Genomic DNA, 12,591 nt, shown 5'->3' on the forward strand with positions numbered 1-12,591 from the left:
AAATCTTTGCGGTGGCACGCAATTTTGCGCTCAACGTCTACCGTGACAATGCGTTTGTCAACATGGCTCAAGCTCAGCGCTGTTGCCAGTTTGGCTTTGACACCCTCAAGCGCATCTTTAAAATGAAATAGCCCTGCCCCACCCCTCTACAATAGAGAGCGTAGACAACCACCCTTCATAAAACGTATGCCTCCCCGCTGGCCCCGCGAACCCGACCCCGCTAACGACCCCGCCCTCCGCAAGCTAGAAGACCGCATTAACTTTGCCGTTCACGTCGCCGGATTTGCAGCGGTGAACTCTAGCCTGTGGTTCTTTAACACGCTCAACCCTGGCTCCCTGCCGCAGGCGAAGATCGTCACCTTTGCGATGCTGTGTATCTTGTTTGCCCACGCAACGTATATCTTTGCGATCGCCGACTACTCACCCAAAATAGACGCCTCATAAATGCCCATCATGCCTTTGGCTCTTTCGGTAGTTTCCTACTGCTAGCAGTCGGCCTATGCTGAACTAAAGATATCTTTTACTTTCTTTTTACTTTCTAAGAACTCTATTTTTAAGGAGGCACCATCATGGCCGCAGCAAACTCAACTGAAAGCTTAGAAACGCTCGCCGCTGAAATTGGCGAAAATATCTATATCGACATTGCTAAATGGCATCTGTATCTAGGCGATGCCAAGCTACATACCCCCCTTGCAGAAAAGCTCTTACCCATGGTCACGAGCAACGACATCTCCGAAGACGGCGTGATCAAAGTGCTGCAAGACATTCCTATTAAGCTCGGCGGTGGTCGAAAGACGCTGCCCCTAGCGGATTTGCTACCCATGCAGTGCCAGGTCAACCTGATCGATTTGCTAGAGGAGTATCAGCAGAAGCTGTAGTCCGTTCATTGGCTGCTTAAGCGCTACTTTAGTTAATTAAAAGCCCTTACCGCCTGCATCTTTGTGAGGTGGTGAGGGCTTTACGATTGGAATGCCTGCGGTTCCTGCTAGCTAACCTTTGCTAAAGTTTTCATAAAATTGGCTTTCTAATAAAGAAAATAAAAGTTAATATAAGAAGACATAATTCCGTTTAGTTATTTAGAGCAGGAGAACAATGGGCATTTTAGAATTTGTTTTTGGCAAGGGTGAACCCAAAAACGACACTCAGACCAAGCAGGCTTATTACCTCAACGATGACGATGCCAAGACCTTTGGCAACATCAACTACATGCGCTCTAGCAAAACGGTCAGACGTACCTTTGCCAAAAAGAAAGGCAAGGAACATCTAGAGAGCATCAGACAAATCTCTGCGCTTAAAGCAGCAGCGGCCAATAACGACGGCCTTTTTTCGCCACTGGCTCAGGACGTTGCTAATGCCAACGGTGCTCAGCCCAGCGTTTCGCCTGATATGGGCGTTCCCAAATCCGAGCGACCTCGCCGCAAGCCAGGCTCCAACGACATGGATATGTTTCGTAATATGGCCAAAGACATTCGCAAGTAGACTGGCGCTTAAAGCTACCAGAAGATGGCGCACGTCGTGTTTCTGTAGCTACCCATAATGTGTTCCCAGCGATGACTGCACTGTCAGTCATCGTTTTTTATGGGCTGCAGTAAGGTAGAGGGCACCTGCCAAAGCAGCGTCACGGCTCGCAGGGTCATCAGGCCGGAGAGGGCAAGCCACAGCAGATGAGGGCTTTTTAGCCAGCTTGCCGTCAGCGCTAAGGGTAAGAAACCGATAGCAAGCGCAATTAGGGTGGCATTTCGCAGCGTGCGTCCGGCAGTGAGCCCTAAAAAGTAGCCATCGAGGGTAAAGGCGAGGCCACCAAAGCCCAGTACAGGCAGCAGCCAGGCAACGTAGCGAGGCACCTGGCTGAGTAAAGCAGTATGACTGGTGAGCAGGCTAAAAAAGTAGGTCGGCCAGGCGATCAGCGTGAAGGCGATCGCCCCGCCCAGCACCACGCTACCCACTAGCCCCAGCAGCAATAGCCAGTACAGATCGCCCCCGGCTCCCCGCCCATAAAAATTCCCCGCGTAGCTCTCTACGGTCAGCGCAATGCCGTCCATAAAGTAAGCCGACATCAGCACAATCTGCAGCAGCAGCGTATTTACACCCAGCACCGTATCGCCCATGCCCGAGCTGAAGTTGGTAAACAGCGACATGGCCGTGACAATGGCAAACGTGCGAATGAGAATGTCCCGGTTTAATCCAAACAGCGTCTTGAGGGCGCTGAGCTGCCAGAGCCGAGCTTTGATCTGAGGCCACCGCTGCCAGGGCACTCCGCTAGTCAAAATCAGCCCTAATCCTACCGCCAGCAGAATGTAGTCACTCAGCGCTGTCGCCAGCCCCGCCCCGTAGCTGCCCCAGCCTAGCTGCCGGATAAACCAGTAGTCGAGCAAAATATTGCTGCCATTGCCCACGACGGCTAGCACCACCACCTGCCGTCCCTGACCGCGACCCAGCAGCCAGCCCAGCAGCACAAAGTTAACTAAAACAGCCGGTGCCCCCACAATCCGCCCGCTGTAAAATTCCATGGCGGCTCCTCTAACCTCAGGGCTAGCCTGAAGCAGCGCAAATCCGGCAGTGGCGATCGCTCCCCTCAGCAGCCAGAGCAGCCCGCCCGCCCCCAGGGCCAGCAGCGAATTTCGCAGGCAAATCAGCCACACTTCAGTCTCATCGCCTCGGCCAACTGCCTGCGCCGTCGGCCCGGTCGTACCCATCCGAAAAAAGTTAAAGCTCCAGTAGATCACGTTGAAAATCACCGTGGCCAGCGCCACCCCATTGAGATAGCGAATATCTGCCAGATGACCTAAGAAGGCCGTGTCGATCAGCCCGGCCAGCGGCACCATCAGATTAGAGAGGGTGTTGGCGATCGCCAGGCGGCAAAACGGCATCACCCAGGCGGTTGTGGTCGATTGGGAGAGCAGCGGTGGCGGGGTGATCTGTCGGACAAATTTTCGAGCGAGTCGTTGAAAGTAGGTCAAATTTTTGGGCGGTAGGTAGAGGCCAATTCACTCAGAGAATCTGCTTTGTCAACGCATTTTGCTAACGAACTGGGCAATCTATAGCGTTGGCCACTTTGCTCACTACATAAGAGATCGCTAGAACCGTTGAGTGTGGTGGGCAAAGTGGCTCGCGAGCGAACGTAGGCGCAGCCTTCTCTAGGAGTATGCATCCGTACGCTCGCTGTGCGCTTACGAGCGCTTGCCAGCTCGTACGTTTTGAAAAGGTTTTGAAAGGGAACGTCATGAATCGCAGTGGCCTTACGATTTTAAGCATTACCGCACTTCTCAGCAGTCTGGTCGTGGCGCTACCAGTGCAGGCCAATGACTTCAGTGCTGAAGAGATGTCTGAGGCTATCTTTTTGCCCGTGATTAATGTCGATCCTGACATAGAAAGGGCTAGCAATGTGCAGCTCAGGGTAGGTCGCCAAGTGATGCCCAGTTTGGACACGGGCTCTAATCCGACGCCGGGCAGCAGCGCCGATCTGAACGTAGAGCGCGCCGCTACTGTCGATCCGCTCAATCTGCCAGCGCTCCCGGTGAATTCTGCGCCAGCCATAGAGCCTGCACCGATCCTAGAATCTGCGCCAGCCATAGAGTCTGCACCCGTGATCGAGTCTGCGCCTGCGTTAGAGCCCGACCCGATGACTCAGGCGGTCACTGCCTACAATCAGGGCGTGCGCAGCTATAACAAGGGCGATTATGGCGTGGCCATCACCCAGTTTGATACGGCGATCGCTGCCAACCAGGGCTATGCCGAAGCCTACGTCTTTAGAGCGGCCACTCACCTTAAGCTCAGTGACCCGGTGACGGCTATGGCTGACTACACAGCCGCGATCGCCGCCAGCCCAGACTATCCGCTGGCTCGCTTTGCTAGAGGGGCGCTGTTTTACGAAATGGGCGAGATGGCCGCTGCTATGGAAGACTTTGAGCAGGCGATCGCGCTCAACCCCGCCTACGTAGAAGCCTATGACTACAGAGGACTCACCGACGCCGCGATTGGCAACCATGAAGGGGCGATGGTCAGCTTTGACCAGGCGCTGAACCTGGACCCCACCTACGCACCTGCCCACCTGCACCGGGGGACATCTCTGATCGCGCTTGGCGAATATGACAGCGCAGTCGTCAGCTTAACTGCCGCCATCAAAAACCGCAGCAACTACACCCAAGCCCATCTCAACCGGGGTGTTGCTTATTATCATCTTGGTACTTTCCCAGCGGCTCTAGACGATCTCAATCAGGCGGTTCGTCTCGATTCTGACAGCAGCGAAGCCTACTACAACCGCAGCTATGTCTATCTGGCCCTGGGTCGCCCTACCCGCGCCTTAGAAGATATTAACCAGGTGCTCACCCGCCAGCCCAACTCGGTTGAGGCGTATATGGCTCGCGGCAATTTGTACCGTACGCAGGGCAATACGGCAGCGGCGATCGCCGACTTTAGCCGGGTATTGCAGCTTGATGTTTACTCCAGTGAGGCTTACTACCAGCGAGCCCTGGCCCGCTTAGCAAACAACAATGTGCAGGAGGCCATTGCTGACTACGATGCCGCTATTGGCCTCAACCCGATTGACTCGCGCCTCTATAAGGGCCGCGCCGATGCCGACGCGATTGACGGAAATTTGCCTGGGGCGATCGCTGACTACACCTACGCCATTGAGCTAGACAACAGCTATGCCGACGCCTACGCCGCTAGGGGCCGGGCGCTGTATGAGTCAGGTGATGCCCGCAGTGCCTATCAAGACTTCTCTCGCCTGATTCGGCAAAATCCTACTGCGAGTGCTGACGTTTACTATTATCGGGGGCTGACGCTGATGGCGCTCGGCGATAGCTTTGCCGCCCACAGCGACCTGCAAGCCGCTGCCGAACGTTACTTGGCGACAGGCCGTGCCGACGGCTATCGGGCCGTGATGGATCGGATGAGAAGACTATAAAAGCGACTGTCTCTAACATCTCTGATCGCTAACTCAAGAAGGGGGCTGTACACTAAAAAGCAGCCCCCTTTTAACTGTTGGTGATGATTCAGCGCTGGCCTTTCTTTCTTCAATTCTGTTCTTTATTTCAGCGTTCTCTGTCACCGTTAGCGAAAGCTATTTCTCAAATTGTTGTTAGCCGTCTTTTATCTATCGGGCTGATACTATTGGTTGCCCTGCCGCTGACATCTGCGCCTGCAACAGCAACCCCATCTCTCTTCCCCTTGGCCTCTATTCACACCTATCAAGAGCGGCCCGGTCAAACAACTTTTCGCTCTAAGCAAAGCCTACGCGATCGCACTGATCGCTCCTGGCAAATTATTTTGTTCAAACGCTATCAGGCCGGCAGTTTGCAAGGTCTCTATCTGCGGCTAGTCGGCTTTCCGGGGCTGGTCTCTCTCGATTCGCAAAAGCCAATCACCATCGCGACGGGTGCCAGCGCCCAATGGCAGGCTCAACCGGCTTTAGATCCGCAAACTCAGTCTCTGCCGGGCAACGCCGGTCAGTACGACATGGCGGCTACGCTAGCCGATCTCACTGGGGATACTCCCTTACAGATAGAGATTCCGCTGGCGGGAGGAAGTGTGGCCCAGCTAGTGGTGCCGCCCTTTGCGGTACATGAATGGCGCGAGCTGAATGGCCAGTCTCCAGAGGCCCAGTCACCAGAAACTCAGTCTCCTACCTAAGGTTCTTCTCCGGCGTGGTAAGAGCTGCGTACCAGCGGGCCGGAGCGGACGTGGGCAAATCCCATATCGCGAGCGATTTCTCCAAGCTGGTCAAATTCTGTTGGCGTCCAGTATTTTTGCACGGGTAGATGAGCCAAAGAGGGGCGCATGTATTGGCCGAGGGTGAGGCGATCGCACCCCACTGCCCGCAAGTCTTTCATGGCCTCTATTAGCTCTTCCTGGGTTTCTCCATGCCCAACCATCAGGCCCGATTTGGTCGGAATCGTCGGGTTACTGCCTTTGACATGGCGGAGGACATCGAGTGATCGCTCATATTTTGCTCCCCGGCGCACCGGCCCCTGCAATCGCTTCACCGTTTCCACATTGTGGTTAAAGCAGGCAGGTTTGGCCCTGACCACGGTCTCTACCCGCAGCTTTTGCTGTTCTTCTGCCGCTATGCCGCTCCAAAAATCAGGCGTGAGTACTTCAATTTGCGTCTCAGGGCTGCTCTCCCGAATCGCGCTCATCGTCTTGACAAACCATTCTGCGCCGCCATCGGCCAGATCATCGCGAGCAACTGCCGTCAGCACCACATAGCGTAAGCCCAATAGCTGCACTGACTCTGCCACCTTCTTGGGTTCCTCAGGGTCTAAGGGCATGGGCGAGTGGCCTTTATCTACCTGGCAAAAGGCGCAGCTGCGGGTGCAGGTCGGCCCCATGAGCAAAAACGTTGCCGTTTGGTTGGCGTAGCATTCGCCCCGGTTAGGGCAGCGGCCCTCTTCGCAAATGGTGTGAATTTGCCGCTGCTTAATCACCTTTTGCACGGCAGACAGCTCACTAGCCTTACCAATTGGCCTACGCAGCCAATCCGGCAGGGCCACGATTTCGGGCCGAGGACGAGGTGATTTGACCGGCTGAAGGGAAGGGGTAGGCATTATGAAAAGCTGCGTCGAATTTTCTTTATTTTACCGTTCACTCATGCCTGCGATCTGGGCAACTTTAAACCAAGCGTCTACAAGCATCAGCTGTACTGTAGTGCCTACCTCTTTCATTTTGCCAGTTTTCATTTTGCCAGCTAAAGGAGTCCGTCGTGGCCAGTCATAAAATTTTAGTGATCGATGACAGTCGAGTGATCAGGGCGCGGGTGAGAGACATGCTGCCCAAGGGCAATTTTGAAGTGATCGAAGCTGCGGATGGCATTGAAGGGATAGACGCCATTCGCACGCAAAAGCCCAACTTGATCATGCTGGACTTTTTGCTGCCTCGGATGAGTGGCTTTGAAGTGTTTCAGGAGATTCAGACTAAGCCTGAGCTGCAGAGCATTCCGCTGGTGATGATGTCGGGTCGTCGTGAAGAGCTGACTGAGAAGATCAAGGAGCCTTTTGAATACTTCGAGTTTATTGAAAAGCCGTTTGAGCAAAAAGATCTCATTTGTGCCATTAAAGGCGCGATGGTTAAAGCCCGTAAGCCTCGTCCTCAAAAGGCTGGCGCAGCGCCTAGCTTAGTGAGTGGCGAGACTGTTGCTGAAATGGCCGCGCTTAAGCAGCAGGTCAATACGCTGGCGAAGGAAGTGGCCGCACTCAGAACTCAGAACAACAAGATTTTGGCTTTCATTAAAAAGAAGCTGGCGTAGGTTGGGTTAAGGCCGGCGCTGCCTGGCGGTAGAGACAAGTGGTAGCAACAAGACGTGAATTTCCTTAAGTGGGCTCAGCGATCGCTCCATCGGTCGCTGAGCTTTTTTTGGGTCGTCCGCCCTTTTGCCCATTCGCCCTGGCCGCTACCGCCTTCTGCAAGCTTTTAGACTTTCCGCCTTGCTTACCCAGCTCAGCCATCCAAGCCTTGGAACCATAAATGCCAGAGAGAATGCCCTGCACGGTCAAGTCGGCATCCAACTGCGGCCAGTGAATGCCTGTTCCTTGCAGGCTCACTTCAATATCGGCTAGCTGCTCGGGCGTTGCGCCTGTGAGTCCTTGCAGCCGATCAGCAGGGACGCCATGATAGATGCCTGTGGTTGTTTCTATCCAAATCAGATCTCTTTCAAGCTCGTACCAGGCGGCGGCGGCGTGAAACTCATTCAGGGATGCTTTGCCAGCTTTTCTGGCAGCTTCAATTTGAGCATCAGTCATTGAATCTACAACCCCTGTCTACTGAGCTGACTACGTTCCTCGTACATTTCACGCTTAACGTCTCGAACCAAATCTATAACCTTTTCCCTAGAGTCATAGCCTGATTCAACTAGGGCTTGATGGAACTGCTTTTCAAAGTCATCGGCAGGCATGAGGTCTTTCTGTCGAGCCTTCCATAATCCAATCAAATGCTCGAAGGCTTCTATGCTGAGCACAACCGCACGCTTCGTGCCTTTTTCCGTCAACGTAATAATTTCTGAACCCTTAACCGATTGGTTAACTAGCTCTGCTAAGTCAGGCGTTGCACCGCTAACCTCTATGTTTGAAGCAACCATGATGATTTGATTACTAACGGGATGGACTCCTTCGTAGTGTAGCTGAGGACTATGGCTCGCTTCATAGATTGGTTTACACTGAATGCGCCTCCTGAAATCGCGGCTTTATGAGCAAAAACTGGGCCATTTGCATTGGCATTAATGAATACAAATACGTTGGCAGACTGAAATATGCTCGGGCTGATGCCCAGGAGATGCGGGATTTTTGCCAGGATGAGCTGGGTTTTGACGAGGTTTTTTACTTTGCGGAAGGTGCGCCGGATGTGGAGTTACCCAGTGGACAGTCGGTAGAGGCTTCGCCAAGGTTTGGGAATCTGGATAGATTTCTAGACATTCAATTTAGGCAACGAGATTTTTTGAATCCTCAAGACAGCCTGTGGTTTTTCTTTGCGGGGCATGGAATTAGAGCCGATGGCATCGATTACCTGATACCTATTGATGGCAACGATAGCCGTATAGAGCAAACTGGGCTACAAATTCAGTACATTGCGGAGCGATTACGGCGATGTGGAGCGGGCAATATTGTGCTGATGCTAGATGCTTGCCGGGATGGGGATGCTCGTGATGTCGGTCGGCGTATTGGGGAAGACCCGCAGCAGGGCGTAGTGACGATTTGCTCCTGTGGGCCAAATGAGCAGGCTTATGAGATCGCGTCTTTGAATCAAGGTGTGTTTACCTATGCGTTGCTGGAAGGGTTACGGCAAGAAGGTGCCAGGAATTGTGCAACGGTAGATCGGCTTGAGAATTGGCTGAAGCATCGTGTAAAGGAGCTTAACGCAGAGTACGACAAGCCTAACCAAACGCCTATTGTCAGAGCAGAGCCTGCAAACAAGGTGCATTTGGTATTAATTCCAGATAAGGCGACCGTGCATGATGCGGCCCCTTTGAGAGAAGATGCCATGATGGCTGAGCTGAACGGCGATTTGAAGCTAGCAAGACAGCTATGGATTAATGTGTTGGCAATTGTTCGAGCTGATTTGAAGGCTATTCAGGCTTTGGAACGAATTGCTGTGAAGCGAGCAGGTGTGTCTCAAACAGCGCAAACTTTAGGGATAGGCGGAGAGAGGGCCAGTTCCTCAGCCGTTGTTGATGCTGTAACCGAAACGGTGACGCCTGTAGTACCTGCGTTTTCGTTTGAAGTGGTGACAGTTGATAGAAAGGGAGCGATCGCCAAAAAAGAAACGCAGCAGGCAGAGTATCGACTAGAAGAGCTAGGGCAGGGTGTTGAGCTAGAGATGGTGGCGATTCCGGGCGGGCAGTTTCATATGGGTGCGGCTGATGGCGAAGGCAGCGATAGGGAAAGGCCGCAGCATTGGGTGAGGGTCGAACCCTTTTGGATGGGGAAATATCCGGTGATGCAGGCTCAGTGGAGAGCAGTTGCTGCCCTACCGCAAGTTGATTGCAAGTTGTATGCTCACCCGTCCAAATTAAAGGGAAATAGCCGACCTGTAGAGCGAGTCTCTTGGCGCGATGCCGTTGAATTTTGTAAGCGTCTATCGCAGCACACAGGACAAAACTACCGACTGCCCAGCGAAGCCGAGTGGGAGTACGCCTGTCGTGCAGAAACGATGACGCCCTTTCACTTTGGTGAAACTTTAACCTCAGCGCTGGCTAATTACAATGCAAGTAATACCTACAGGCGTAGTGAATCGGCATCTGAGTACCGAAAGCGGATAATGAATGTAGGTAGTTTCCCTGCTAATGCTTTTGGTCTCTGTGACATGCACGGCACCGTCCGGGAGTGGTGTGCAGACCACTGGCATGAAAACTACAGGGGAGCGCCGACGGATGGAAGTGTTTGGCTATCTGCTGAGGAAGACGCTTCGAGATGTGTACGTGGCGGTTCCGGGGTCAAAGGTTCGAGGTATTGCCGCTCCGCTTACCGCTTCGACCATTCGCCCGACCACCGCGACTACTTCATCGGTTTTCGAGTGAGTTGTGTTGTGCCCAGGGCTCTTGCGTAGCTCTTTACCCTTCTTGTCCTTTTGCCCTTTTCCTCTTCCGCACGAAGCGCTCGGAAAAGTTTTGAGATTTTGACACGTCGTATTCTTCCAGCATGTATCGAGAAGGGGCGCTCCACATCAAAGCAGTCAGCAAGCTATTGTAGGGTTGTAGGCGATCGCTCCCTCTGATGGATTCATGACTTCAGAACAGCTACTCTTATCCCAATGGCACGCGCTACCTGAGACCCAGCAAAAGGTCGTCCTGGATTTTGTGAACATGCTTCACAACCGCAAGCCGCTGCCCACTGGCAAATCAGCACCTTCGCCCGCTTCCAAACGCATTGCAGATGGCGATCTGCCGCCCTTAGAAATCCCTGAATCTGAGCGTCAGCGGGTGCTAGCACGCCTTAAGCAAGCCCGGATAGATAGGCCAGAAACGCTGAAGCGGATGAAGCAGCGACAGAAAGAAGGCTGGGAAGCGGCTCGCAAGATCGCTCAGATGCTAAAGCAAGACTATGGTGTGGAGCGCGTGGTTTTGTTTGGCTCGTTATTAAACCATGAGCACATGCACGATCATTCTGATATTGATATTGCCGTTTGGGGGCTCGATGGTCGTTTAGATGCAAGAGCTTGGACGGCGGCTAACTACATTCTTGGGCCATACGAATTTCCGCCTCTGGATTTGGTGTCTATCGAAAAAGCCTATCCGGAAATTAGAGAAACCATTGAGGAAGAAGGCGTAGAGCTGTGAATCATGAACAACTTTTTCACGAGATGCAGGTTGAGCTGAGTAAAATGGAGCGCGCCGTGCACGAAACGGATGAGGCGATCGCAGCGCTAAGTGTAGTCAAAACACCGGGCGCACACAACGCCATCGTAGGGGGTATCTCAATGAACTTGCACGGCTTCTACACTGGAGTTGAGCGCATTTTAAGCTCTATAGCCACACACGTAGACAAAAACTTGCCTAGCGGGACTAAGTGGCATCAGGATTTGTTGATACAGATGTCTTCAAGCGTTGAACGCATCAGGCCATTAGTTTTAAGTGCCGATACTTTAGCTGAGTTGAGAGCGTTCTTAGCGTTTCGTCATGTCGTACGAAACAACTACGCTCATGCTCTAGATGTCGAAAAAGTGCTAGAAGATGCCTCGCGGCTGACTTCCTGCTTTCACCACTTTGCAGCGGACTGTCTTGCTTTCCAACAATCACTCACTGACGCCTCAAATAGCAAAGCGTGAGGGCTTCACGAGGGGCAACCTACGAACGCTTTTCGAGAATTGCCCCTGTCCGTCTTACAAACTCCGCCTTAGCAAGCTCATCGCCTCCCCTTGCGCTGGCGTAATAATCATCTGCTCGCCGACTGCCATTAGGGGGCTCCACAAGACCGGCTCGGCGTAGTTTAAGAGGTGTAGCTGATGGATGGTCTGCCGAATCGCGCCAGGGCTGCCTAGCAAAATGTGGCGCAGGTCTTCTCGCGAAGGGCGGCTATCAGAGCCGGGTGGCGGGCTGATGGGCGTTGAGGTCAGCAGGGCAAAAAGTTCGCTCTGACTGCCGCTCTGACTGCCGCTCTGACTGGCATTGGGCAGATCGCTGGGCAGATAGGCTGTGGATTTCATGGTGGTCTTTTCGGTGAATTTGGGTAAAAAGACCCAAAATTTAGCCACCCCAACTTGCCAGGAGTCAGGGTGGCTATGGCATGATATCCACAACCGCCTTGCTGGCTCGATCAGCGAGGGGGCGAGCTGGCGGTGATTGTTGGTAGCAATCATCGTCAGCGGCTGCTAAATTTTTGGGCGGGTAGCTATTACTGGAGTGCAACAGCTATAAACGCTAGCGTACCAGTCTTGTTTTCCGGTCGTCAACTATTTTTGACAGGAAATCTTGGCAATTACTGATACGCGCTTTCAAATTTATTTTTTATAAGGGCTTCTGATGACTGAAGGAATGACCGACGAAAATACGCTCTGGATTGTTGCCGAAACTGAGGTTGTTGAAGAAACCGTTGAAGTAGAAGGTCGGCGCTCAGGGGGCGATATGGGCGGCGGCTTTGGCCCTCCCCGGCGCGTGTTTGAAGCTGAGAAAACGGTGAGTAAGCGCGATCGCCTCCCCATCTCTGCCGACAAAGTAAAAGCCCAAATGCAAAGCCTGGTTGCGATCGTCAACGACTTATTCGAGCAGGCACCCCCCCGCCCCGGCCTCCAGCTCAACGAAGTAGAACTCTCAGTCGAAATCAACGCCGAAGGCAAAGTCAGCCTGATCGGCAGCGGCGGAAAATTTGGCAGCAAAGGCGGCATTACGCTGAAATTTGTGCGTCCTTCTTAAAGCTTTGCTTGTGTCCTTGCCCTTTTCTCGTTATCCCGTCAAAATTAAAGGGTTTGTAGTGGTGACCTCCTGATCTGTGGCCAGAAACTGGGCGATTACGATTGGGATAAACGAATATCCGTATTTGCGATCGCTCCAATACGCCACTCGCGACGGGTGTGACCTGAATTTGATGTAGGCTTAAAAAGCGAGAGAAAATCCATATTGGTTAATTTTGGCCCAAAACTGAGCCCATCTGCCTTGGGTATAAC

Annotated in this window: 15 protein-coding genes; 10 read left to right on the forward strand and 5 right to left on the reverse strand. The window is 53.0% G+C overall.

The window, feature by feature from the left end; translation table 11 throughout:
- The first annotated feature begins 186 nt into the window (after nt 1–186).
- The 3 genes from CKL79_RS20770 to CKL79_RS20780 all read left to right on the forward strand — a co-directional run bounded on the left by CKL79_RS20770 (nt 187) and on the right by CKL79_RS20780 (nt 1,479).
- Complete coding sequence (locus CKL79_RS20770; protein ID WP_121971458.1) at nt 187–444, forward strand: hypothetical protein; 258 nt, start codon at nt 187–189, stop codon at nt 442–444.
- A 125-nt stretch (nt 445–569) separates the two neighbouring features.
- Complete coding sequence (locus CKL79_RS20775) at nt 570–878, forward strand: DUF3181 family protein (RefSeq protein ID WP_121971459.1); 309 nt, start codon at nt 570–572, stop codon at nt 876–878.
- Nucleotides 879–1,092: 214 nt separating this feature from the next.
- Entirely contained in the window at nt 1,093–1,479 is a 387-nt protein-coding gene (locus CKL79_RS20780; RefSeq protein WP_121971460.1) for a hypothetical protein, read from the forward strand.
- A gap of 83 nt (nt 1,480–1,562) precedes the next feature.
- Here CKL79_RS20780 and CKL79_RS20785 read toward each other — a convergent pair whose 3' ends face one another.
- Nucleotides 1,563–2,960, reverse strand: a complete 1,398-nt coding sequence (locus CKL79_RS20785) for an MATE family efflux transporter (protein WP_240519006.1) — start codon at nt 2,958–2,960, stop codon at nt 1,563–1,565.
- 263 nt (nt 2,961–3,223) lie between these two features.
- Between CKL79_RS20785 and CKL79_RS20790 the strand changes: the two genes are divergently transcribed.
- Complete coding sequence (locus CKL79_RS20790) at nt 3,224–4,909, forward strand: tetratricopeptide repeat protein (protein WP_170944146.1); 1,686 nt, start codon at nt 3,224–3,226, stop codon at nt 4,907–4,909.
- Between the two features lie 206 nt (nt 4,910–5,115).
- Entirely contained in the window at nt 5,116–5,634 is a 519-nt protein-coding gene (locus CKL79_RS20795) for a DUF3122 domain-containing protein (protein ID WP_240519007.1), read from the forward strand.
- Here CKL79_RS20795 and lipA read toward each other — a convergent pair.
- Complete coding sequence (gene lipA / locus CKL79_RS20800; protein WP_121971462.1) at nt 5,631–6,548, reverse strand: lipoyl synthase; 918 nt, start codon at nt 6,546–6,548, stop codon at nt 5,631–5,633. The two genes, CKL79_RS20795 and lipA, sit on opposite strands and share 4 nt — an antisense overlap.
- Before the next feature lie 155 nt (nt 6,549–6,703).
- Between lipA and CKL79_RS20805 the strand changes: the two genes are divergently transcribed.
- Nucleotides 6,704–7,246: a response regulator gene (locus CKL79_RS20805; protein ID WP_121971463.1), complete on the forward strand. Its 543-nt coding sequence runs from the start codon at nt 6,704–6,706 to the stop codon at nt 7,244–7,246.
- Nucleotides 7,247–7,310: 64 nt separating this feature from the next.
- On the opposite strand, the gene CKL79_RS20810 is transcribed toward CKL79_RS20805, so the two are convergent.
- A complete protein-coding gene (locus CKL79_RS20810; protein ID WP_121971464.1) occupies nt 7,311–7,739 on the reverse strand; it encodes a DUF2442 domain-containing protein in 429 nt (142 codons plus the stop codon).
- Between the two features lie 5 nt (nt 7,740–7,744).
- Nucleotides 7,745–8,074 carry a hypothetical protein gene (locus tag CKL79_RS20815; RefSeq protein ID WP_121971465.1) on the reverse strand — a complete coding sequence of 110 codons (330 nt, stop codon included), beginning with the start codon at nt 8,072–8,074 and terminating at the stop codon, nt 7,745–7,747.
- Nucleotides 8,075–8,181: 107 nt separating this feature from the next.
- Between CKL79_RS20815 and CKL79_RS20820 the strand changes: the two genes are divergently transcribed.
- The 3 genes from CKL79_RS20820 to CKL79_RS20830 all read left to right on the forward strand — a co-directional run bounded on the left by CKL79_RS20820 (nt 8,182) and on the right by CKL79_RS20830 (nt 11,256).
- A complete protein-coding gene (locus CKL79_RS20820; protein WP_121971466.1) occupies nt 8,182–10,038 on the forward strand; it encodes an SUMF1/EgtB/PvdO family nonheme iron enzyme in 1,857 nt (618 codons plus the stop codon).
- A gap of 175 nt (nt 10,039–10,213) precedes the next feature.
- The gene (locus CKL79_RS20825; protein WP_205879166.1) at nt 10,214–10,768 is read left to right on the forward strand and encodes a nucleotidyltransferase domain-containing protein; all 555 of its coding nucleotides are present in this window, start codon (nt 10,214–10,216) and stop codon (nt 10,766–10,768) included.
- On the forward strand, nt 10,765–11,256 hold the full coding sequence (locus CKL79_RS20830; protein ID WP_121971467.1) for a hypothetical protein: 492 nt from the start codon (nt 10,765–10,767) through the stop codon (nt 11,254–11,256). Before CKL79_RS20825 ends, CKL79_RS20830 begins: the two co-directional genes overlap by 4 nt.
- A 54-nt stretch (nt 11,257–11,310) precedes the next feature.
- Here CKL79_RS20830 and CKL79_RS20835 read toward each other — a convergent pair whose 3' ends face one another.
- Nucleotides 11,311–11,634: a hypothetical protein gene (locus CKL79_RS20835; protein ID WP_240519008.1), complete on the reverse strand. Its 324-nt coding sequence runs from the start codon at nt 11,632–11,634 to the stop codon at nt 11,311–11,313.
- A 316-nt stretch (nt 11,635–11,950) separates the two neighbouring features.
- Between CKL79_RS20835 and CKL79_RS20840 the strand changes: the two genes are divergently transcribed.
- Nucleotides 11,951–12,340 carry a hypothetical protein gene (locus tag CKL79_RS20840; RefSeq protein ID WP_240519009.1) on the forward strand — a complete coding sequence of 130 codons (390 nt, stop codon included), beginning with the start codon at nt 11,951–11,953 and terminating at the stop codon, nt 12,338–12,340.
- Nucleotides 12,341–12,591 lie beyond the last annotated feature (251 nt).

Origin of the sequence: Leptolyngbya sp. BC1307, assembly GCF_002286735.1 — a bacterium.
Lineage (GTDB): Bacteria > Cyanobacteriota > Cyanobacteriia > Phormidesmidales > Phormidesmidaceae > Phormidesmis.

Excerpts from the sequence above, each read along its gene's own strand:
- CKL79_RS20770 (WP_121971458.1), top strand. The coding sequence starts at position 187 with ATGCCTCCCCGCTGGCCCCGCGAACCCGACCCCGCTAACGACCCCGCC.
- CKL79_RS20775 (WP_121971459.1), top strand. The coding sequence starts at position 570 with ATGGCCGCAGCAAACTCAACTGAAAGCTTAGAAACGCTCGCCGCTGAA.
- CKL79_RS20780 (WP_121971460.1), top strand. The coding sequence starts at position 1,093 with ATGGGCATTTTAGAATTTGTTTTTGGCAAGGGTGAACCCAAAAACGAC.
- CKL79_RS20790 (WP_170944146.1), top strand. The coding sequence starts at position 3,224 with ATGAATCGCAGTGGCCTTACGATTTTAAGCATTACCGCACTTCTCAGC.
- lipA (WP_121971462.1), bottom strand. The coding sequence starts at position 6,548 with ATGCCTACCCCTTCCCTTCAGCCGGTCAAATCACCTCGTCCTCGGCCC.
- CKL79_RS20810 (WP_121971464.1), bottom strand. The coding sequence starts at position 7,739 with ATGACTGATGCTCAAATTGAAGCTGCCAGAAAAGCTGGCAAAGCATCC.
- CKL79_RS20815 (WP_121971465.1), bottom strand. The coding sequence starts at position 8,074 with ATGGTTGCTTCAAACATAGAGGTTAGCGGTGCAACGCCTGACTTAGCA.
- CKL79_RS20820 (WP_121971466.1), top strand. The coding sequence starts at position 8,182 with ATGAGCAAAAACTGGGCCATTTGCATTGGCATTAATGAATACAAATAC.
- CKL79_RS20825 (WP_205879166.1), top strand. The coding sequence starts at position 10,214 with ATGACTTCAGAACAGCTACTCTTATCCCAATGGCACGCGCTACCTGAG.
- CKL79_RS20835 (WP_240519008.1), bottom strand. The coding sequence starts at position 11,634 with ATGAAATCCACAGCCTATCTGCCCAGCGATCTGCCCAATGCCAGTCAG.
- CKL79_RS20840 (WP_240519009.1), top strand. The coding sequence starts at position 11,951 with ATGACTGAAGGAATGACCGACGAAAATACGCTCTGGATTGTTGCCGAA.